Consider the following 20,540-nt stretch of genomic DNA (forward strand, 5'->3'; position numbering starts at 1 on the left):
AGTTCAACTTGAACCTCGTCGCACAAAATTCTTACGTCAGCGACAACTCCACTTTTCCGATCAGATAATTTCGAAATCCGATGCGTTCTTTTTGAGAACGGCAGCGTAGGCTTCCCGCGTCATATCCTCGGCAGTCGCCTTCACTTCGACAACCGTCGTGGCTCCCTCGACCGAGCCGTCGAGAAACGCATCCCCAAAATCGAGTTTGGTGGTCTCGAGGAACTCTTCTGCCTGTTCAGGCGATGCAAGCTCTACCGTGATGACGCTCTTCTCCAAGATGCCCTGCTCGTCGAACTGCGCCTCTTCCGTTGCCTGGCACATCGCACCGTCGGGCCCTGCCACGCTGTAGCGGTAGGTCTCGGTACCCGCATCGGCGCTGCCGGCAGCGCCTTCATCTGCTGCCTGGCCCGTCTCAGCTTGAGACGGTTTTTCTTCCTGCGCCTGGTTGGACCCCATCGAGAGCATCACCGCCGCACAGGCAACGCACGCAAGCGCGAGCGCAATGATCACGAGTGCGGTTCCCGCAGCCTTCTTAACCGCTTTCTTGTCTTTCCGCTCTTCCTGCTCGATTGCGGGCCTTACCGGAACAGGAGCGGTGTTGGGCATGGGATGGTTTGCGATTGCCGGGGGGTTCTTTCCCGTATCCTCAGGTTGCGCCGACGCCTGGTCAACCGATGCGGGCGACGACGCTTTCGGAGCTTCTTTGGCTCCGTCTTCCTTTTTTGTTTGGCCGGCGTCATTCGGCTTCGATGCTTTTGCGGCAGCGCTCTGAACCGAGGGTTTTTCGGCAGGTGCGGTGTCGTTGCGTTCGGGCTCTTTTGCACCATCGGGTGTACGGCCCGCTTCGTTGGTCTGGGTTTGCCCGAGGACATCGGAGGCCGCAGCAGATGCGCCGTGTGCCGTCTCAGATTGAGATGACGCCTTGCCCTCTGATTGGATGGCTGCCTTATCATCGGGCTGCGGCTGCGCCGCTACCGGTTTCGCTTTTCTTGCGTCTGCGGAGGCAGCAGGAATGGTTTGTTCGGCTGCTTGCTTTCGCTCGGATTCGCTGCCTCGTGCGGTTGTGGGTTTCGACGTCGCGTCATCGGCGCGTGCGGGTGCAGGTTCCGACGCTGCCTTTCCGCCACGAGCAATCGCGGGGTTCGGCGTCGCGTCATCGGCTTGTGCAGTCGCAGGTTTCGGTGTTGCAACGTCGGCGCGTGCCGCCGCGGGCTTTGGTGTCGCATCGTCAGCGTGCGCAGTTGCGGGTTTTGCCGCTGTATCATCGACGCGCGTGGCCACCGGCTTCTGCTTTCCAGCTTCGCGACGTTCATTGAGGGCCTTCTGATCAGGTCCAGTTCTGCGCTTTTCGGATTGCGTCGTTGCGCTTTCTTCGGACATGCCGGCATCCGATTCTTCCAACAGCTTGCCTTTTGAGCCCTGCGACTGTTTTGCGGCAGCATCCGCTGGTTCGCCTGCCGGCTTGGTGACCGGCACCTCAGCGTAGCGTCCCTTGACTGGCGCTTTCGCAGATGGCTCAGTCTTCGCATCCTCTTGTGCTTCTTCTCCTACTCGAATGTTGCTAGCCGACTGGGGTTCTTGCTGCTCGCTAGCCGTTAGAATGCTGCCAGCCGATTTGGCCTCTTGCTTTTTGTCTGTCACCCGAGCCTCTTCGACTGACTCAGCCCCTTGCTCATCGTCTGCCACTCGCGTTTCTTCGGCGGACTTGGCCGCTTGCCCCACGTCTGCCACAAAGAATTCGTCAGCCGATTTTATTTCTCGCTTCTCGTCTGGGGACTGCGCTTCGCTCATCGCCATCGCAGCAGCAATCTGCTTGCCTTCGGCACCCGACTTGCTGTTCTCGGGCGGCGCAGCGAAGAACGGATCGAATGCATACGCTTCTTCTTCCGAATCCGATTCGCCGTTATCAATACCCATCTCGACCGATGCGCCTATTTCTTGGAAGAACGAGAGCTCGGGCATGGGTGACACCGTCGCTTCGGTCCGTTCTTCTTCCGCTTCTGCCACGCTGAGCACAACGAAATCCGCAGCGAGCGCATCCTGGATTTCGAAAGGCTGATCTTGACGAGAGGGTGCTTCCTCTTCATCCGATTGGCTGGGAAACCCGTCGAGCGAGACGAAAAACCCGTCCGCTTCAAGCTCCGCCCCTATCGCACGGTCGTCGCCTTCCGTTTGATAGTGCGGTTCGTGCACCGATGGTTCGTATGTATGGCGTTCTTCTGACATGGCTTTCTTTCCTTCGTAGTCTTGTTAACGACGTTTGGTCGGGCTCTGCGCTTTCGCACGTCGTCGGTTTCCTGATGGGTGGTTCGCGCGAGACGAGCGCACGAGCAGGCTGCCAGCGATCGCAAACGCCAGCGCCCCAATAACCGAGCTCGCAACAAGCGCATTTGTAAACACCTGGTCCCAGGCTGGTTCGCGCTCGAGTGCTGCGGCATCCTTCTTCGCACGCCACGTTTCGCTCGCGGTATCGCGCGCTGCTTGCTGCTGCGCTGCGGCAACGGCTTCGGCATCGGTGATGAGGATCAACGGACCCAAGCGGTTTGAGGGCTTTGCGGTATCTGCGCTGTTTGCGGGATCGGGCGAGTCAGCACTGTCGGAACTCGGATCGGTTCGCGCGGTTGTGCTCGATTCTCCCCCGGGACGTTCGGCAGCGGACGAACCGCCTTCGTCGTACACGGTTGCCGGACTGGAGTTACCGGATGGCGTTTCGGTTTGCGAACCCTCGCATTCGGCAGAGCCGTCGCCGGTTTCTTGACCGTTATCGGAGTCGTTTTCCGAGGAAGAAGCGTCGCCCGTGTCGACGTAATGCGAATCGAGCCAACCTAAAGAGGGAGTTGAGGCATACGCTGGAACGATTCCGCTCGATGCTGCAACCGCGATGATCAAGCATACGATTGCAGCGACCGCCACCCTGAATGAACGGGGGCGGCGAGTGCAACATTCGTATTGCATTCGGCGGCCTGCTCTCGGTGGGTATGTCCCAAAGTATATGCTGTTTGCTTATGATATACGGGCTGCGCGATTTTGGAAAGAAGAAAGTGGCCGAACGCGGCAACTCGCCACGAACGCAAGACGCAAAGGTGCAGTAAGGTGTGCGGAACGCGAGCGCGTTTATATGGAACGGAACACGCGGAGCCTGGGCGATGGACGAAAAAATGTCGCTGAGCCTGAGCGCGATCGAACGAGGACGAGGGCCGGGGCACCTGGGTCGCGCGCTGGGCATCCAAAACGGGAACGGCTGCGAGACACAAGACGAGTAGACGAGCGCGGGGCTACGAAGCACGAAACACGACACGCCGCGCTCAGCATGCATGCGTCGCAAGCAAAGCGGGCATGGCGGCGGACGTTCTGCGGCTCGGAGTAAGCTCCACGGATGATCTCAAGGCCGAATATCAGGCTTCTGGAAACAGATTTTTTCGACTTGTGCATTGCCGCGAGCTCGGCAATGCAACAATGGAATGAATTCCCGTTTCGCCATCAGGCTATACTCTGAGCCGGAGCCGAACGAGGTGCATCCAATCCACGCAATCAGGCCGAATCGAAAGCTAAAACATGCACAAGTCGAAAAAATCTGGCTGTGTTAGACCACTGTTGACAAGAACACTTGTACCAAAAAGGCTCTCCAACTATACTGAAAGTTATCAGACGACCAGTAAGGAGAAGAGCCTATGCTTGAGATTCTACACCAACTTTTGCCCCAGCTAACCCGCGCTGAGAAAATCGAGATGCTCGCCCACCTAAAAGAAGCCATTGCCGAAGAGCTGATCGTTAGCTCTGAAGGCAACGGACCTTCCGTTTGTCCGCACTGCGGCTGTGCGCGCTTCACCAAGAAGGGCCATGGCCGCTCAAGAGAACAACGATGGCTTTGCGGCGGCTGTGCGCGGACCTTTTCCGGTGCGACCAAAGGACTGCTGGCAAACTCGAAGCTCAGCGGAGGGGCGTGGATGAGCTTTGCCGCATGCATGGTGGATGCATTGAGTCTTCGGGAGTCTGCCAAGCGTTGCAATACCTGCCTTTCCACCGCCTGGTTCATGCGCCACCGCCTTTGTGAGGTGATGGCGAAAAGACTCATGCCTTTTCGTGTCGGGAAAGGGTCAGCCTGCCAGATCGATGAAACCATAGTCAATGAGAATCTCTCGGGGAACTGGACCAGATCAGGGTCTGTTTCGCTACCGAGAAAACCCCATAAGCGGGGGAACGCCATACATGTTTCGGGGTCGTCCAGGGAAAGGATCAGCATCTTAACCGGCATCAGTGACCGGGGAGACTGCTTCTGCGAGGTGTGCTGTCGGGGCAAATCGAGCATCGAAGATATCGAGGCGCTCCTAAAGGGCAAGGTCGAAAAAGGGGCCATCGTATCAAGTGACTGGGATGCAGCTTACCCCAAAGCCTTGGCATCGATCGGTGCGGGGCATAGGCGTTATTGCACATCATCGGGTAAGGGGTATAAGATCAACATGGTCAATGCTCTCCATTCACGCTTGAGGGATTTCCTATTCCCGTTCAAAGGTGTTTCCACAAGGCGCCTTAAACATTACCTTGACTGGTTTTGCTACGTTGAGCAATTCAGGAAAAGCGATGCTGACCGTCGTGAGGTGCTGTACTCAAATGCCATAAGCGGAACATACGAGACGACCAGAAGGAACTATCCTTCAACTCCGTTTCCCTTCGGAGAGTACTGGAATATGTCAACAGTGGTCTAACACAGCCAAAAATCTGCGCTGGATGGGCTCTTGGATAGCGGGAAGATAGTACCGATTGGGTTTCGCGCCAAAAGCACTGCGAAACCGGTCGCATCGCACCCCGACGCTTAAGCCCCAGGGGACACTAGAACCGGGCAGCGCCTGCGCCCGTCGCGAAACCCGCGGCAGGCGCATTCGAGGCGCCCTGCCCTATCCGAAAATCAGTTCGCGCTCTTCGCCAGTGAGGGCTGCGCGGGCTTGATCGCGCAGGTTGTTCACGCCGATGAAGAACTGGCGCATCATGACCACCATGAGGTAGCGACCGCGCGGCGTGAGCGTGAGCTCGTTCTCGTTGTCGGTTGCAAACGCACCCGCCGTCTTCATGAACGCCATCTCCACGGGAAGACCGCGCTCGACGGTGCAGCCGAAATCACGCTTGAACTGCTGCTTGTCGAGCCGCAGGCCGAAGAGCTGCATCATAAAGCGGTAGCGCATGCGGTCGTGCTTCGAAAACGTGGTCTTGCCCATGAGCGACATCTTGCCCGACTCGATGGCCTGGTTGTACTCGCGCACCGAAAATGTGTTCACGTAGAGGGTGTCGCCCAGATACGTGATGCCGCCCGATCCGATGGCGGGGTATTCTTCGTAATCGACCACGTACTCGTCGATCATAGCGTCATCGGACGCCGCCTCGGTGCCGATCTTGTTGAACGTCCACGCGCTGCCGTGCCTGAACAGAGGCTTGGCACCGCCTGCCAAAAGCTCGTCGATGATGCCGTAGAAGCGCTGTTCGCGCTGATAATCCACCTTGCCCACCGTCTTGGCGAGCGAACGGGCCACCGAGGGCGAAGCCATGAGCGGGTAAAACGTGGTCTGGCTCGTGCCGCTTTCGACCACGCGTTCCACATCGCTGATGAGAATATCTTCGGTCTGCGCGGGGAAGTTGAAGATCATGTCCACGTTGAGCGAGGTGAAGTACGGGCTCGCCTCGCCAATGCGCTCGAGAATTTCTTCGCCGCATCCATATTTGTCGTAACGGTCCATCTGCTTCAAGAGGCCGTCATCGAAACTCTGCACGCCCACCGAAAGCCGCTGCACACGACCCTGCAGCTTGTCGAGGTAGGCAGGGATCAGGTGATTCGGGTTCGTCTCACTCGAGACTTCCTGAATGGAGAACGTTTCCTTCGCCAGATCGATCGTGTCGCACAGCTCGTCTATCATGATGGTGGGCGTGCCGCCACCCACGTACAGGCTCTCGAAATCGTAGCCGAGATCTTTGAGCGTAAGCATTTCTTTGCGCAGGTTCTCGAAATACGGAACCGCACGATCTTCGCTGAAGGGGAAACGGTTGAACGAGCAGTACGGGCACAGCCGCTCGCAGAACGGCACGTGCATATAGAGCATGTACGCTTGCCCGGGCTTGGGCGCAGGAACGAACGCGTCGTCGGTCGGCTCGAGTTTCAAGTAGCTCTTCGTGCACTGCTGCACAACGGTGGATAGCATTCGTTCAGATAGCATTCAAACTCCCTTGTTCGCAAAAGTCAGCGAGAAGCACCGAGGTGCCCCGCATTGCCGTGGTTCGCGGCCGAGCGTGCTTGCGCACGTGAGGGCAAGCGAACAAGCGGCAAGGCGGGGTGCATCGGTGCTTCACAGCGTCGAGCAGACCCGCCGTTCGGCAGAACGGCGGAATGCGCTAGCGCCCGGACGCGGCGCGCTTGCCGATGTCGGTGCGGTGCTGCTTGCCCTCGAAGTTGATGAGGTCGACGGCTTCGTAAGCGCGTTCGCGCGCCTCGTCGAAGCTTTCGCCGAGCGCAACCACGTTGAGCACGCGGCCTCCCGCTGTGATGAGTTCTTCATCGTTGTTGAACGTGGTGCCCGCATGGAACACCGTCACGCCCTTGAGATCTTCCGCCTCGTCGATGCCGAGGATGACCTTGCCCTTCTCGTACGATCCGGGATAGCCCTCGCTCGCCAGCACCACGCAGACCGCCCAGGTGTCCGACCAGCGAAGCTCGATATCCTGAGGTCGGCCCTGCGCTACCGCGTACATGATCTCGACCAGGTCGCTTTCGAGGCGCGGAAGCACCACCTGCGTTTCCGGATCGCCGAAGCGTGCGTTGAATTCGAGGGCCTTCGGGCCCTCGGGCGTGAGCATGACCCCGCCGTAGAGAACGCCTCTGTAATCGTGCTCAAACGGTGCTTTCGCCGTAGCCGCGGCGGACACCTGCATGATGCGCTGCATCTCGGCCAGCTCGTCTTCGGTCACGATCGGCACCGGCGAGTACACGCCCATGCCGCCCGTGTTCGGGCCGCGGTCGCCGTCGAACGCGCGCTTGTGGTCCTGCGCCGTCGTCATGCAAAACGCCTGGCCGCCGGTGACGAACGCGAGCAGCGAGCACTCGGGGCCTTCCAAGCACTCCTCGATGAGCACGGTCGATCCCGCATCGCCGAACGCGCCGTCGAAGCAGCTGCGCACCGCATCCTCGGCAACTTCTTCGGTTTCGGCCACGAACACGCCCTTGCCCGCAGCAAGGCCGTCGGCCTTCACCACGATGGGAGCGCCGAGCTCGCGGATGTAAGCAAGCGCCGGCTCGAGCTCGGTGAAGCTCGCGTAGCGCGCCGTCGGAATGTTGTTTTCCTCCATGAACTGCTTGCTGTAGGTTTTGCTCCCCTCGAGGCGCGCGCCCTGCGCATCGGGGCCGAACACGGCAATGCCCGCTTCGCGCAGCACGTCGGCAACGCCGGCGACAAGCGGCGCTTCGGGGCCGATCACCACCATATCGATATCGTGATCGCGCGAGAACCCGAGCACGGCGGATCCCGAATTGACGTCGAGCGTGTTTATGTTCTCGGCGATTTGAGCCGTACCCCCGTTACCGGGCGCAACGAACAGCTCGTCGCAGTTGGGTGATTTCGCAAGCGCCCAGGCAATCGCATGTTCGCGCCCGCCGCTTCCCAAAACCAAGATGTTCACTGCCTGTCCTTTCCTCATGTTCTACACGAACAAATGTTTCACGTGAAACATGTTGAATCCTGTTACGCTGCCGCCCTGCTCAGGCGGCGGCTCTCTGGTTCGCAAACGGCGAATCGGTCCGCCTCATCCGCGCTTTCCGCTCGCGTTCGGCTCACTGGCCCCGTTCGCTACACGCTTTCCCATCCGCGCATGATGGTCTGATCGCGATCGGGGCCGACCGCGATGATCGAAATGCGCACGCCGGTAATCTCTTCGAGGTACTCGACGTAGCGCTGCGCGTTTTCGGGCAGATCCTCGAACCTCGTGCACGCGGTGATGTCCTCGCCCTTCCAACCGGGAAGCTCCTTGTAGAGGGGTTTCGCGTGGAAGAGCACGCTCTGTTGCATGGGGAAGTAATCGTAGGTTTTGCCCTCGCACTCGTAAGCCACGCACACCTTGATGGTGTCGAACGCCGAAAGCACGTCGAGCTTAGTGAGCGCCACGTCGGTCAAGCCGTTCACCTCGGCGGCATAGCGGCCGATGACCGCATCGAACCATCCGCAACGGCGCTTGCGCCCCGTGGTCACGCCGAACTCGCCTCCCACCTGGCACAGCGTCTCGCCCACTTCAGCTTCTTCGGGCGTCCCGCCGTCTTCGGCATAGCGCTGTTCGGTCGGGAAAGGGCCGCCGCCCACGCGGGTGACGTACGCCTTCTGGATGCCGAGCACCTTGTCGATGGCCGTGGGGCCCACGCCCGAGCCCGTTGCCGCACCGCCTGCGCAGCACGACGACGAGGTGACGTAGGGATACGTTCCGTGGTCGATGTCCAGAAGCGTTCCCTGCGCACCCTCGAATAGGATGTTCTTACCCTCGCGGAGCGCATCGTTCAAAAGCTGAGCCGATTCGGTCATGTGCGGCTTCAGAATGCGGGCGAAGGGCAGGTACTCTTCGCAGATCTGCTCGACCGTGTAGGTGGGCATGCCGTAGATCTTCTCGAGGATGGGATTCTTCTGCGCAAGCGCGGTTTCCACTTTGAGGCGGAAGATCTTCTCGTCGAGCAGGTCCTGGATGCGAATGCCCTTGCGAGCCGCTTTATCCTGATAGCACGGGCCGATGCCGCGCTTGGTGGTTCCGATCTTGTTCTCGCCGAGACGCTTCTCGTCGGCCCCGTCGAAATCTTTATGGTAGGGCATGATAACGTGGGCGTCGCACGAGATGAGCAAGCGTTCGCACGAGATGCCCTCCTTCTCGAGCATCGCCATTTCTTCCACGAGCACGCCAGGATCGATGACGACGCCGTTGCCGATGACCGGCACCGCGTTCTCGTACATGATGCCCGACGGAATGAGGTGCAGCGCCAGCTTGCGATCGCCGTGGATGACGGTATGGCCCGCGTTGTTCCCCCCTTGGTAACGGACGACATAATCGTAATCGCTCGAGATCATGTCGGTGATCTTGCCTTTTCCTTCGTCGCCCCACTGGGCGCCGACGAGAACCGTACTGGGCATGTCGTTCGTTCCTTTCCTCGGCCGCCCGCTCGGGATTCTTCCCGATACGCAGCGGTCGCGCGTATGCGAGCCTCACTGCTCGCCCTACCTCAGCAAATTCCGATTATATTACAGTTCCACCAAGTTCAGCTCTGAATCGGCATCCTGCATGAGCCTTACAATTTCCTCGTGGCACGTGAAGAGGATGACCTGCCTGCGCGCTGCCAGCTCTTTGAGCGCGCTCGCAGCCCCGCGGCGGCGATCCTCGTCGAAGTTCACGAGAATGTCGTCGGCCATGATGGGTATGGCCCGGCCCACGTTCTCGGCTGTCATCAAGAGCGCAATGCGCAGGCTCAGGTAAAGCTGCTGGCAGGTGCCGAGCGACAGATGTACCGGTTCGCGCACGGTTTTCACCTGGTCGACCACTTGCAGCCTGCCTTCCTCGCTCATGCGCACCTGCACCCATGCGCCCGCCGTCATCGTTTCGAGCAGACGGCTCGCCTGGCGGTACACCTCGGGCTGGCTCTTGCTCTCCCAGGCGGTGATGGCCGCTTCGAGCATGTGCCGCGCAAGTAGAAGTCGCGCGAGATCCTTCTCGCTATCGGCAAGACGCGTAGTCACCTGCTGGTATTCGAGCTTGAGCGCGTCGAAGCGCTTGATCCGCTTCGCGTGCGCGAGTTCCTGCTTGAGCTCGCCGAAGCGGCGGTTCACGTTCTCACTCGTTTCGATGAGGCCCGAGCGCTGGTGCGCCTTCTGCTCGATGAGCGTTTCGATATCGGACATCGTCGCATCGGGCGAAAGCCCCAACCGACTCTGCAGCGCTTCTTTCTGCCCGTGGATATCGGCAAGGCGCTCTTCGACCGAGGAAAGCTGCGCCACGAGCGCCTGCTGTTTTTGCACGAACAAGCTCGATGCCGCACGAGCGTCTTTCGCCTCGTCGAGCAGCGTGCGGGCGCGCCGAAGCGAACCTTGTGCAGCACCGAGGCCCGATCGATCGAGAAACGCGGAAGTCTGCATCTTCTGCGCGCGAAGGCCCTCCTCGCAGGCCTCGAGCTTCTTCTTATCCTGCAGCATGACCCATTGGGCATCCTGTTTTCGCTGATTGAGCGCCTCTTCGGTTTTGGTCGGCCGAAACAGCATCACGAGTGCGGCACCCGCAAGGAACAGGGCGAATACCACGAGGATGATGCCGAGCGCCGTGAACGAGAGGCTCGTGATTTCGCGGCCGTGCATAAACACGGGCACGCCCGCGCAAACGAACAGGACGGGAAGCGCCACCGAGAGCGCAATCTGCACGTGGCGCTGCCGCCGCGCACGCTCTTCGAGCTCCTTCAAATCGGGGGCTTCGAGCAGCGCTTCGTAATTCGACTTCGAATCGGTGTAGTTGTCTTTCGCGAGGTCGACGCTGTGCTGGCGCTTGCTCTGCTCTTCGGAAAGCGTATCGATGCGATCGCGCAGCGAGTGCTCTTCGGTCGGCGCGATCGACGCGAGGGCGGGATCGACCTCCTGCTCGTGAAGCCGATGTTCGGAAACGAGCGCCTGCTCTTCTTCGAGCAGGACGTCGCGTCTGTCGAGGGTGCGGGACAACTCGTCGTCAAGCCGCTCGAGGGCGGCTTTGCCTGCGGAAAGCTTCTCGATCTCCGCATTGAGCTTTTGAAGCGAAGCGTTGAGCGCTTCACGCTGAGGTGCGATGTCGTGGAATTCCTTATCCTGGTGCTTGAAGCGCTCCACCTCTTCGCCCGCCTGCGCGATCTCGGCGCGAAGCTCGTCTTGGCGGGCGGTCAGCTGCGTGATGGAGTGCTCGGCGCCCGCCGCACGCGAGGTGTACTCGCCGATGCGACCCTGTATCTCGTCGAGTGCCTGTGCTGGCGATGCCTCGGTACCCGATCCGGCGGTCAAAAGCTTGGCCGTGACGTCGGTCGTGTTGCGCAGGCTGCGCAGCTCGTCGCTCGTGAGCGCGAACATGGTCAGGAAGGTTTCCTTGTCGATGTCGTCGAGCAGCTCGGAAGGACCCTGCAGCCCGTCAACGTTTTTCACACGCGAAAGCTCGATTTCCTCATCGGTTTCCTCGTCGGTGAAGAACAGCGACCCCGCGCGCTCGGCGTTGCTGGGCTTGTAGGTGTTCTTGGTGCCGCGCGCATCTTCCCACCCGAACAGCACGCCGGTGGCAAACGCGTTCAACGTGGTCTTTCCCGCTTCGTTCTTGCCGTGCACCACGTTGAGGTGCGGCTTGAACGGGCCGATCACGCGGTTGGAGAACGTGCCGAAGCTCATGATTTTCATGCGGCTGAGATACCAGCTGCCGATTCGCTCCCCCATCAGCGCGCCTCGCTCTGCCCAAGCAGATCGAGCACGAGGTTCTCCGCCTCGTCGGAAAGCGCCTCGAGCGAGCGTTCGACGTCGCGCGATACCGTAAGGTTTTTCTTCATGAACTCGTCTTGCACGTACCCGAACGTTTCTTCGGCGTTCGCCTTCTGTGCCTGGGCCACTTGCAGAAGCACTGCGGGAAACAGCCCTTCGCTCGCAAGCGCCTTTTTGTCGATCGGCAGCTCGGTGCGGTCGATCAGCGCGTCGCAGAAAAAGAACGCGTAGGCGTCGTTGATGCTTTTGCGTAAATCGGCTAGAAGCGCAGGCGATTCGAGGAACCGGTGCAGCGTCGTTTTGCCGGTAAGCTCGATGCGCACGCACATCTCTTCGCAGCGCGAGTGGCCGTTTTCGCGGAACAGCTCGCGCATAATCTTTTCGCTCACTTCGGCGATGCTCGTGCAATCGGACACATCGACCCGCATCTTCTGCCAGACGACGCTGGCCGTGGGAACGAACTCGATCCTGTTCGGCGCACCTTCGGTGAGCGTAACCTTGCACACGCCGCGCTCGCCCGTCTCGTTGATGTCGCGGCCCTGGATACAACCGGAGAACACGAGCGTGGGATTGTCTTCGGGAACGGCGTAGCGCTTGTGGATGTGACCGAGTGCCCAGTAATCCATGCCGGAGCGCATAAGCTTCACCGGATCGGTGGGCGCTTTCGTGTTGTCAAGGTTGAGCCCGGTATGCAGCACGCCCACGGCGAACGGTGCGCTTGAAACGCCCGTAGCCGCTTCGGCCGCCGCGCGGGTGACGCCTTCGGCTATGTCGCGGTCGAACGGCCAGGTTTGGTTGTAGTAGCCGCGCCCGCCGAGCAGCACGAGCGGCTCGCCGTCGCGTTCGTATACCTCGAAACTCGGCTTGTCGGCCGCAAACATGACGGTGTTTTCGGGAAACGCGAAGAAGTCGTGCTTCCACGAGGTGTACGGATCGTGGTTGCCCGTGCAGAGGTAGGCGGGAATGTTCGCCTCATCGAGCTTGCGTAGGCCTTCGAAAAAGTGGAGGTAATCGCCGTAGGACGCGCGCGCCGAATCGAAGATATCGCCCGGCATGACCACGAAATCCACCGCATGTTCGAGCGCTGCTTCGATCACGCGGTCGTAGCTTTCGGGGATGGCTTTCAGCAAGCGGTCGGCCCACGTATCGGAAAGCGCGCGCAGCCCCCTGAACGGAGCTCCCAAGTGAAGATCCGCAGCATGGATGAATGTGACCTGTTTCGGCATGTGCACAGTGTAGCGCGAAAGCGGCAACAGCGGCCCTACGCGTAGCCAGCCGCGCGCGAATCGTCGACAAAGTTCATGAATTTCGTAAACTCGGGGTTAAATGCGAGCGGGATATCGCGCGTGGGACCGTTACGATGCTTCGCCACGATGAGCTCTGCAGTACCCAAATCGGGCCGATCGTCGCTTTCCGCTTCGATCTCGTCCATGCTTCGGTCGATGAAGGCGACGATGTCGGCGTCCTGTTCGATGGAACCCGATTCACGAAGGTCCGAAAGCATCGGGCGCTTTTTACCGCGCATCTCGACGGCACGGGACAGCTGAGAAAGCGCCACCACGGGCATGTCCATTTCCTTCGCGAGCACCTTGAGACCTCGCGATATCTCGCCGACTTCGACGGCGCGGTTGCCGTCGCGGCGCGTTTGGGGCGGCTGCATGAGCTGCAGGTAGTCAACGATGATCATACCCTGTTTCTTATCGCGCAGCTCGCGGCGCGCTTTCGCACGCAGCTCGAGAATCGAAAGCGCCGGCGTGTCGTCGATGTACAAATCGAGGTTTGCAAGCGTGCCGCACGCATCGGCGATGGCCGTCCAATCCGATTCTTGCAGCTGGCCGCTTCGCACCCTCGACAAGCTCACGCGCGCTTCGGAGCACAGAATCCTCTGCACGAGCTGGGAAGCGCTCATTTCGAGCGAAAGGAAGGCTACCGTCGTGCCCTCTTTTGCCGAGTTGACGGCGAGGTTGAGCGCGAATGACGTCTTGCCGACACCAGGACGGGCGGCGAGGATAACGAGATCGCCTCCGCGGAAACCGTGGAACAGGTCGTCGACGTCCTTGAAGCCCGACGGCACACCCGCCATGTGCGATTGGCGGCTTGCAAGCTCGGAAATCTCTTCGAACGCATCATTGAGCAGCGTGTCCATTTTCTGGAATGCTGAAGAAACGCGCTTTTCGGTTACGTTGAACAGCGTCTTCTCGGCCTCTTCCACCACGACGTCGAGGTCGTCGGGAGCATCGTAGGCGAGCGCATTGATTTCGGTCGACGCGTAGATGAGCTCGCGCAGAATGGCCGTACGCTTGACGATTTCGGCATGGTTCTGCCAGTTGGTGAGCGCAAACGTGTTGTCGCCGAGCTCGACGAGGTACGGTTTGCCGCCGATTGCTTCGAGCTGTCCGGTGGCATTGAGGTTGTCAGCCAGAGAAATCTGATCGATGGGGATGTGGCGAACGTACAGATCGAGGATCGATTGGAAGATGCGCTGATGCGCCGGGCGGAAGAAATTATCGGGAACGAGCTTGGTCGCCACCTCTTCGACCGCTTCCTGGTTCAGCATGCACGCAGCCAGAACCGACTTCTCGGCTTCGATGTTCTGCGGCAGCGACTTGCGCTTTTCGGCAACGCTCGTCTCTTCGGGTGCAAAATCAGGATTGTGGTACGAACCTTGTTGGTTAGCGGGCATGCCCTTCCTCTCTTCCAGCTTCCATGCTCGTCAGCATCAGTATAGTACACTATAATAACCGCTGTTCACCCGTGTATTTCGGTGTGGTGAAACCGTGGTTTCCGTTCTCCACAGCAAGCTTTTCCCGCACACCGTTTCAACCTGCTTCGAAGGCTGTTTTCCACACTTTCCACCGCAAGAGGCGGTGGAAAAGAAAATTGGTTGGGAGCGGCGACCATCAAGCCGAGCCAAGGTGGCAGCAGCGTCACCATGTAATCAGGAGCACCTCGTATAGCTCAATGGACGGCAAACGGCAGTGCTGCACCCTTTCATAGCGCGATGCGGAAGAAAGGGGTTTGCCTGAATAGCTTTTTGAGCAGACATAAGAAGAAGATTGGCACCACAATAAGAAAGCGCCGGAGGTAGGTGAGCGACATGCCCATGCGCAACATCTCAGTTTCGAAAGATCGAAGGGGTTCTCGAACTGCTGGTTCGAGAACCCCTTCGTATGAAATCTCTTACGTGCTGAAACTGCTGCCGTACACACAGCCAGTTTTTACTGCTTGTCCTCGGCTTCGACGAACTCGGCAGCGGTTTCGGCTGCTTCGGAGGCGGCTTGTGCATCGCCTGCAGCGTCAGCGTCTTCGATGCTCGCAGCGGCTTCTTCGACGATGGCGTCCTCGACGGCCTTGAGCTCTTCGCGAGCCTCGGCGTCATCGGCAGCCTCGACGGCTGCAGCGGCTTCCTCCGAGGGGATCTCGTCTTCGGCACCGCCGACGAACAGCTTCAGCGTCGTCTTGATATCGCGGTACAGCGAGATCGTAACCTCGTGCTCGCCTGCGGTCTTGATGGGAGCCTTGAGATCGATGCGCTTTTTGTCGACATCGAGTCCGAGGCTCTCCTTGATCGCGTCGGCGATCATGACCGAGGTGACCGAGCCGAACAGCTGGCCCTCTTCGCCCACCTTGGCAACAACTTTGACAACATTGCCTTCGATGGCCTTCTTGAACTCTTCAGCACCGCCGATACGAGTTTCCTCGCGCAGCTTGATGTTGTGCTTGCGCTGTTCGAGCTGTTTCAGGTTGCCCTTGGTAGCGGGAATAGCGATCTTCTGAGGATACAGGTAGTTGTTGGCGAATCCAGGGTTAACCTCGACGACGTCGCCTTCGCCTCCCTTACCCTTCAGTTCTTGGAGCAGAATAACTTTCATCAGTTACCTCCTTGCCTAGCGGCTGCGGCGGTCGCCACGACCACTGACGGCAGGAACCGCGTACGGCATCAAAGCCATTTCGCGCGCGCGCTTTACGGCGGCGGCGATGTCGCGCTGGTGCTGGGTGCATGCACCGGTCACGCGACGAGGCTTGATTTTTCCGCGGTCAGTTACATATTTACGCAGCATCTGTGTGTCTTTGTAATCGATGTACTTGGCGTCTTCTTTGCAGAATTGGCAGTACTTACGACGAGGCTGCTTTGCGTAATCAGACATTATACTAACCTCTTTCGTACCTACTAGAACGGAATGTCTTCATCATAGACCGAAGAAGAGGCATCGACCATCGGGGCCGGGGCCGCCTGAGCGGGTGCGTACCCACCCGAGGAAGGCTGAGAACCGTACGACTGCGACTGACCGCCGCTATCGCGGCTCGACATGAACTCGAGCTCGTCGACGATCACCTCGATCTTGCTGCGTTTCTGTCCCTCGCGCTCCCATTGGCTCCACCGAAGCTTCCCCTCAATGGCCACCTTGGTGCCCTTCGTAAGGAAACGGTTGAGGCTTTCCGCCCGCGCACCGAACATGGTGCAGTCGATGAAGTTCGGGTAGTCCTCCCATTCGCCTGTCTGCTGGTTCTTGCGGCGGTCGTTGACCGCCACGCCGAAGCCGAGCACAGGAAGTCCCGAGGCCGTAGAACGCAGTTCGGGATCGCGTGTCAGGTTCCCGCTGATAATCACTCGGTTGATGCTCATATTCTTCCACCTCTTCTCATGCTTGACGGCATCGTATAAGATGCCGCCCGTGTCATTCGCTCACTTAGTCGCGATCCGTACGCTTGACGATCATATGACGCACGATAGCGTCGGTAATGCGCAGCACACGATCCAGTTCCGCGATATTCTCGGGTTCAGCATGGAAATCGACCAGGGTGTAATCACCATCAGTCAAACCGTTGATCTCAAAAGCGAGTTTGCGCTTGCCCCATTCGTCAACGTTGTCGATAGCGCCATTGCCTGCGGCAATGGTGGTCTCAACGCGCTTCATGGTTGCGGCACGGGTTTCTTCGTCGATTGACGGAGACACAAAAAACAACAATTCATAAGCCTTCATCAGCTCACCTCCTCTGGACTTTACGGCTTCGGGGCTGTTGAAGGCACGTACCCGAAGCAGGATTAGCCTGCATATTCTAGCAGAGGGGTTGTTGCCGCGCAACAAATAAAACCCCTTGCAGATCGAGCGTCCATGCTTCGAACACACCTGACGAGCCGCGCGGTCCGCGCTTAACCCTTCGAGCTTGCAGCTATGGTACACCGCATGATGTCTGCTTTCGATCTGAAAAAAGCGTTCCGAACCTCGCCCGAACCTTACACCTGAGCGAAGTGAACCTTACACGATTCGGAAGCGCGAGGGAGACGGAAGGGATTCGAGCAGGATGCGGGCGGGAAGCGCAAGGGAGGTGCGGGGGAAGTAAACTCCACACAATCTGGAAGCACGGACGAAACGTGAAGGGCACAAAGGTCCGTATAAAGTGCGATACCCGCCACGAGGGCGGGTATCTTCAAGCGGGTATTTCTGCAGCTCTATTCCTCTTCACCGTCGACTTCGATTTCCTCGTCGAATTCTTCATCGAGGTACTTGTCGTCGATCTCTTCGTCACCGTATTCTTCGGCATCTTTGAGACCGGCCATGAAGTTCGGGGCGGCGCCGATGAATGCGGGATCGGCTTCGAACACCGGTTTGTCGTCGACGATGTTGTACACGTAGCCAATCGCGTATCCCTCATCTTCGCCGGGAACCCCGCCTTCTGCAATGAGAGCGTCTTGGGTGCCCGCATCGGTTTCGACGTAACCGTCGTAGCAGAAGCCGTAAGCCTCGGCGCCGCGCGCGCCCTCGACGGTATGACGTGCGAACGCGAAGCATTCTTCGGCCGACTCGCCTGGATGGTTCTCGATGAACAGGTTTTCCTTAACCACGAGCGCCGTGAACGGCACGACGTCGGCTCCCTGGTTCATCTTCTCCTTAGCCTCATCAAGGGTGAAGAGCAAAACCTTCTCGAGCGTTTCCGGGATCTCGGGGACCTCGGTTTCGCTGCTTTCAACAACGCGATCTACCATGTGCGGCCTCTTATTCGTTCATCGTCTCCTCCCGGAGACTTTCAGCTCTGCGGATGTTGATCGTATTATGCCACAGTACGCGACGCGAGAACCAACGGTTGGGCGATTGTACGAGGACGGCACGGAAGCGGTTCGCGTAAAGCTCGTTCGAAGCAAACGCTTGATTCCGTTTGCAGAATGATGGGCGTCTCTTTTACCGCTAGCGCTTTATCCACATGGTTATGCAAAAGGGTTGTTCGAACGGTTTACCGCATACGCGAAAGGCAAAGACTCACAATCCCTTGCCAGGCGGCACGTTTCAAATGCCAGCCGGTAGAGATTTCGGCACGCCGCCCGCAAGACCATCCCCAACGATCCGGCGCGTCGCACGCAGCGTTTCTCGCTTCGAATTAACTACGGCTAGAAGGTAGACACACATTTTGGTCTATAAGTCCGAAGCCAGGGTTTCGGGTAACAAAAAAGCGCCGGGCTCGATGGCCGCAGGCGCTCGTTTATTCGTGGCGGAGGGGCAGGGATTCGAACCCTGGTCACCGGGGTAACCGGTGAAACGGTTTTCGAGACCGCCGCATTCAACCGCTCTGCCACCCCTCCGCATGGGGCAGGCCGCCTCGGTTTATGAGCCGACCTTCAAGGCTTCGGCAGACCGCCGTCGCCGACGTTCTGCCAGGCGGCTTTCGCCACCTTAGGTGCATGCACCCTATGATCACGCGCCGAAGCGCGGGTTCAACTGGCGGAGAGATAGGGATTCGAACCCTAGGTACGCTTTTGGCGCACACACGATTTCCAATCGTGCACCTTCGGCCAGCTCGGTCATCTCTCCAGTGAGTCGCTGGGCCGCATCCGCATGGCTTTCAGAACCCGTAAAAGCAGCAGCGGATACGTAGTATACATCAGCTAGTATTCGCTCACAAGCGAATAATACCCATCCCTCCGCCGAATCTGCAAAGGTACCTCGAATAGAGCGGTCATCGTTTCGTCGGTAAGTAGGCTCTCTTTCGGCCCGTCGGCAAATACCGTGCCGTTTTTCAGCAACACGAGCCTCGAAATCTCGGGGATGATGTCTTCGGGATAATGAGTAACGAGCACGATCGATTTGCCCGCCGCAGTGAGCGTTCGCATGCTCTGCCTGATGTGATACATGCCTTCGGGGTCAAGCCCCGTGCACGGTTCGTCGAGCACGAGCACATCGGGATCGTGCACGAGAGCGCGTGCGAACAGGACACGTCTGGCTTGGCCCGTTGAAAGTGTTTTGATATCGCGTTCGGCAAGATCGCCCACACCCATAAGGTCCATCGCGCGAATCGCCTGTTCCCTCGACTGATCGGTTACTTCGCAATGAGGCAACACCCCGAGCGTGCCGAACAAGCCGCCGCATACGACCTCTATCGCCGGCAGATGTACGGTTATCTGATCCTGCATGGTCGACGAGACCACACCGATACACTGCTTGATCTCGGTCAAAAGCACGCGCTCGCTTCCGCGAAACAGAATCGGCGGCTCTTCGCGATGAAGCGGAAATACCTCTCGTGTGATGAGCTTGATGAACGTCGATTTACCCGACCCGTTCGGCCCGAGCACGGCGATGTTCTCTCTCTCGTGCAGCGTGAACGAATCGATGGAGAGGATGGGGTTGCCCGAACGAACAACAACCGCCCCTGTAAACTGCAGGAGCGGTTGCTTTGCGTTCTTGTGTGCGTCGTCGCGCTTCACCGGATTGTCGGATGCGCGTTAGACGGCTTCGGCGGGCTGCTGGTTGCCAGAAGCGCCCTCGCCAGAATCCGTTCCGCCCTCAGCCGAGCCTTCGCTTCCGTCAGCGGTGTCGGACGGCGTATCGGATCCTTCGCCGCCGTCGGCCGCGTTCGCATCGGCACCGTCGGCCGAGCCATCGGCCGAGCCGTCGGCAGCGTCTGCCCCGTCGGTCGAACCGTCGCCCGCGTCGGTGCCGCCTTCGGTTCCGTCGGTCGCGCCTTCGTCGGTTCCCTCGTCAGTCTGGTACTTCGACATGTCGATGTTGTACGGAACGCTCTCGGGCATGGGATTGATCACGATGTCGGCTTCCTCCTTGTAGGTGGTAAACCACTCGTTGAACTTCTGCTGCTCAAGCGTCGCGCGAACGCTGTCGAGGATCTCGGTCGGAACCTGATCGGTGCTCGTCAAACCCTCTTCGGGCACTTCGAAGATATCGGTGCATTTGATGATGTGCCACCCGTATTGGCTCTCGACCAGTCCGCTGACCTGATCCTTGTCGAGCTCGCTGAGCGCAGTGGTGTACTCAGAGATGAGCGAACTCATCTTATCCCAGCCCACATCACCATCCTTCTCGGCGGTGCCAGAATCCTGCGAGTACTCTTTCACCGCTTCAACGAAATCGAGCTCGCCCGAGTTGATCTTATCGAGCACTTCCTGTGCGGTTGCTTCATCTTCTGCGTTGAAGAGGATGTGGGAAGAGCGGCGCGCGCCGTCGTACATCGCGCTGTACTCGAACAGTTCCTCATCGGTTGGTGCGTTGGTTTCTGCAATGGCTTCTTTGAGCGCCTGCTCGGTCAAAGCGAGTTCGACCGACGAGCGGTACGCCTCTTCGGTTGTTCCCGCGTCGGTCAAGGCCTGCTGCCACGCTTCGTCGGAATCGTACTTGCCCCGCATGCTGCTGATGACTTCTTCGATTTTCTCGGTGCTCACTTCGGCGTTGTTTTCTTTCGCGCCCTGTTTCACGAGCTCCTGGCTTGCGTAGTAATCGATAACCTGCTCGCGCACCGTTTCGGGAGTCATATCGCCCGAAGCGAGCCACTCGCCCCATTTATCTTCGGTGTCAAGCGATTTCGAAGCGCGGAACGATTGGATGTACGTGGTAACGGTATCTTCGGCGATCTCGGTTCCGTTGACGGTTGCCGCCGTGCCGCCAGTGAGTCCGCTCGGATTGGAATCGGAACAGGCGGCGAGGCCGAATATGCATGCAGAGGCGATGCCCGCTGCGCAGACGAACCTGGCTAATGTAGATGCTCTCATAGTACCTTCCCTCTTACATGCCCATCGGCATGGATGGTTTGTTAGCATCAGCTATTTTC

16 protein-coding genes and 2 tRNA genes are annotated in these 20,540 nt (G+C 59.0%); 1 reads left to right on the plus strand and 17 read right to left on the minus strand.

The features are described 5' to 3' along the window. Positions 1-60: 60 nt before the first annotated feature. Together FJE54_RS03535 and FJE54_RS03540 are read right to left on the minus strand one after the other, a co-directional pair. Complete coding sequence (locus FJE54_RS03535; RefSeq protein WP_139651369.1) at positions 61-2,226, minus strand: hypothetical protein; 2,166 nt, start codon at positions 2,224-2,226, stop codon at positions 61-63. A gap of 24 nt (positions 2,227-2,250) precedes the next feature. Next, positions 2,251-2,955: a DUF4179 domain-containing protein gene (locus FJE54_RS03540; RefSeq protein ID WP_139651370.1), complete on the minus strand. Its 705-nt coding sequence runs from the start codon at positions 2,953-2,955 to the stop codon at positions 2,251-2,253. 716 nt (positions 2,956-3,671) lie between these two features. On the opposite strand from FJE54_RS03540, the gene FJE54_RS03545 reads away from it, so the two are divergent. Next, complete coding sequence (locus FJE54_RS03545) at positions 3,672-4,706, plus strand: IS1595 family transposase (protein WP_139650786.1); 1,035 nt, start codon at positions 3,672-3,674, stop codon at positions 4,704-4,706. A gap of 189 nt (positions 4,707-4,895) precedes the next feature. Here FJE54_RS03545 and FJE54_RS03550 read toward each other — a convergent pair whose 3' ends face one another. The 15 genes from FJE54_RS03550 to FJE54_RS03620 all read right to left on the minus strand — a co-directional run bounded on the left by FJE54_RS03550 (position 4,896) and on the right by FJE54_RS03620 (position 20,481). Beyond that, the gene (locus tag FJE54_RS03550) at positions 4,896-6,203 is read right to left on the minus strand and encodes a coproporphyrinogen III oxidase family protein (protein ID WP_139651371.1); all 1,308 of its coding nucleotides are present in this window, start codon (positions 6,201-6,203) and stop codon (positions 4,896-4,898) included. A gap of 175 nt (positions 6,204-6,378) precedes the next feature. Then, complete coding sequence (gene purD, locus FJE54_RS03555; RefSeq protein WP_139651372.1) at positions 6,379-7,659, minus strand: phosphoribosylamine--glycine ligase; 1,281 nt, start codon at positions 7,657-7,659, stop codon at positions 6,379-6,381. 167 nt (positions 7,660-7,826) lie between these two features. Beyond that, positions 7,827-9,146: an adenylosuccinate synthase gene (locus tag FJE54_RS03560; protein ID WP_139651373.1), complete on the minus strand. Its 1,320-nt coding sequence runs from the start codon at positions 9,144-9,146 to the stop codon at positions 7,827-7,829. A 108-nt stretch (positions 9,147-9,254) separates the two neighbouring features. Continuing rightward, complete coding sequence (locus FJE54_RS03565) at positions 9,255-11,444, minus strand: ATP-binding protein (protein ID WP_255467197.1); 2,190 nt, start codon at positions 11,442-11,444, stop codon at positions 9,255-9,257. Beyond that, a complete protein-coding gene (locus FJE54_RS03570) occupies positions 11,444-12,712 on the minus strand; it encodes a metallophosphoesterase family protein (protein ID WP_139651374.1) in 1,269 nt (422 codons plus the stop codon). The genes FJE54_RS03565 and FJE54_RS03570 overlap by 1 nt, the downstream gene beginning before the upstream one ends. A 35-nt stretch (positions 12,713-12,747) precedes the next feature. After that, on the minus strand, positions 12,748-14,169 hold the full coding sequence (gene dnaB, locus FJE54_RS03575) for a replicative DNA helicase (RefSeq protein ID WP_139651375.1): 1,422 nt from the start codon (positions 14,167-14,169) through the stop codon (positions 12,748-12,750). A 535-nt stretch (positions 14,170-14,704) separates the two neighbouring features. Next, complete coding sequence (gene rplI / locus FJE54_RS03580; RefSeq protein WP_139651376.1) at positions 14,705-15,358, minus strand: 50S ribosomal protein L9; 654 nt, start codon at positions 15,356-15,358, stop codon at positions 14,705-14,707. Between the two features lie 15 nt (positions 15,359-15,373). After that, positions 15,374-15,634, minus strand: coding sequence for a 30S ribosomal protein S18 (gene rpsR / locus FJE54_RS03585; RefSeq protein ID WP_139651377.1), 261 nt, complete (start codon positions 15,632-15,634; stop codon positions 15,374-15,376). A gap of 23 nt (positions 15,635-15,657) precedes the next feature. Then, positions 15,658-16,113 (minus strand): single-stranded DNA-binding protein, encoded by a 456-nt coding sequence (locus tag FJE54_RS03590; protein ID WP_139651378.1) that lies wholly within the window; start codon positions 16,111-16,113, stop codon positions 15,658-15,660. A 64-nt stretch (positions 16,114-16,177) separates the two neighbouring features. Next, positions 16,178-16,471, minus strand: coding sequence for a 30S ribosomal protein S6 (gene rpsF / locus FJE54_RS03595; RefSeq protein WP_139651379.1), 294 nt, complete (start codon positions 16,469-16,471; stop codon positions 16,178-16,180). Positions 16,472-16,941: 470 nt separating this feature from the next. Beyond that, positions 16,942-17,475 carry a hypothetical protein gene (locus tag FJE54_RS03600; protein WP_139651380.1) on the minus strand — a complete coding sequence of 178 codons (534 nt, stop codon included), beginning with the start codon at positions 17,473-17,475 and terminating at the stop codon, positions 16,942-16,944. A gap of 498 nt (positions 17,476-17,973) precedes the next feature. Next, a tRNA-Ser gene (locus FJE54_RS03605) sits at positions 17,974-18,066 on the minus strand. 137 nt (positions 18,067-18,203) lie between these two features. Beyond that, a tRNA-Ser gene (locus FJE54_RS03610) sits at positions 18,204-18,295 on the minus strand. Positions 18,296-18,369: 74 nt separating this feature from the next. After that, complete coding sequence (locus tag FJE54_RS03615; protein WP_255467198.1) at positions 18,370-19,185, minus strand: ABC transporter ATP-binding protein; 816 nt, start codon at positions 19,183-19,185, stop codon at positions 18,370-18,372. Positions 19,186-19,203: 18 nt separating this feature from the next. Then, positions 19,204-20,481: a peptidylprolyl isomerase gene (locus FJE54_RS03620; RefSeq protein ID WP_139651381.1), complete on the minus strand. Its 1,278-nt coding sequence runs from the start codon at positions 20,479-20,481 to the stop codon at positions 19,204-19,206. Between the last annotated feature and the right edge of the window lie 59 nt (positions 20,482-20,540).

Origin of the sequence: Raoultibacter phocaeensis (assembly GCF_901411515.1) — a bacterium.
Taxonomy (GTDB): Bacteria; Actinomycetota; Coriobacteriia; order Coriobacteriales; family Eggerthellaceae; genus Raoultibacter; species Raoultibacter phocaeensis.

Excerpts from the sequence above, each read along its gene's own strand:
- FJE54_RS03620 (WP_139651381.1), bottom strand. The coding sequence starts at position 20,481 with ATGAGAGCATCTACATTAGCCAGGTTCGTCTGCGCAGCGGGCATCGCC.
- FJE54_RS03570 (WP_139651374.1), bottom strand. The coding sequence starts at position 12,712 with ATGCCGAAACAGGTCACATTCATCCATGCTGCGGATCTTCACTTGGGA.
- FJE54_RS03560 (WP_139651373.1), bottom strand. The coding sequence starts at position 9,146 with ATGCCCAGTACGGTTCTCGTCGGCGCCCAGTGGGGCGACGAAGGAAAA.
- FJE54_RS03550 (WP_139651371.1), bottom strand. The coding sequence starts at position 6,203 with ATGCTATCTGAACGAATGCTATCCACCGTTGTGCAGCAGTGCACGAAG.
- rplI (WP_139651376.1), bottom strand. The coding sequence starts at position 15,358 with ATGAAAGTTATTCTGCTCCAAGAACTGAAGGGTAAGGGAGGCGAAGGC.
- FJE54_RS03535 (WP_139651369.1), bottom strand. The coding sequence starts at position 2,226 with ATGTCAGAAGAACGCCATACATACGAACCATCGGTGCACGAACCGCAC.
- FJE54_RS03565 (WP_255467197.1), bottom strand. The coding sequence starts at position 11,444 with ATGGGGGAGCGAATCGGCAGCTGGTATCTCAGCCGCATGAAAATCATG.
- rpsF (WP_139651379.1), bottom strand. The coding sequence starts at position 16,471 with ATGAAGGCTTATGAATTGTTGTTTTTTGTGTCTCCGTCAATCGACGAA.
- FJE54_RS03600 (WP_139651380.1), bottom strand. The coding sequence starts at position 17,475 with ATGGTAGATCGCGTTGTTGAAAGCAGCGAAACCGAGGTCCCCGAGATC.
- rpsR (WP_139651377.1), bottom strand. The coding sequence starts at position 15,634 with ATGTCTGATTACGCAAAGCAGCCTCGTCGTAAGTACTGCCAATTCTGC.
- dnaB (WP_139651375.1), bottom strand. The coding sequence starts at position 14,169 with ATGCCCGCTAACCAACAAGGTTCGTACCACAATCCTGATTTTGCACCC.
- FJE54_RS03545 (WP_139650786.1), top strand. The coding sequence starts at position 3,672 with ATGCTTGAGATTCTACACCAACTTTTGCCCCAGCTAACCCGCGCTGAG.
- FJE54_RS03540 (WP_139651370.1), bottom strand. The coding sequence starts at position 2,955 with ATGCAATACGAATGTTGCACTCGCCGCCCCCGTTCATTCAGGGTGGCG.
- FJE54_RS03590 (WP_139651378.1), bottom strand. The coding sequence starts at position 16,113 with ATGAGCATCAACCGAGTGATTATCAGCGGGAACCTGACACGCGATCCC.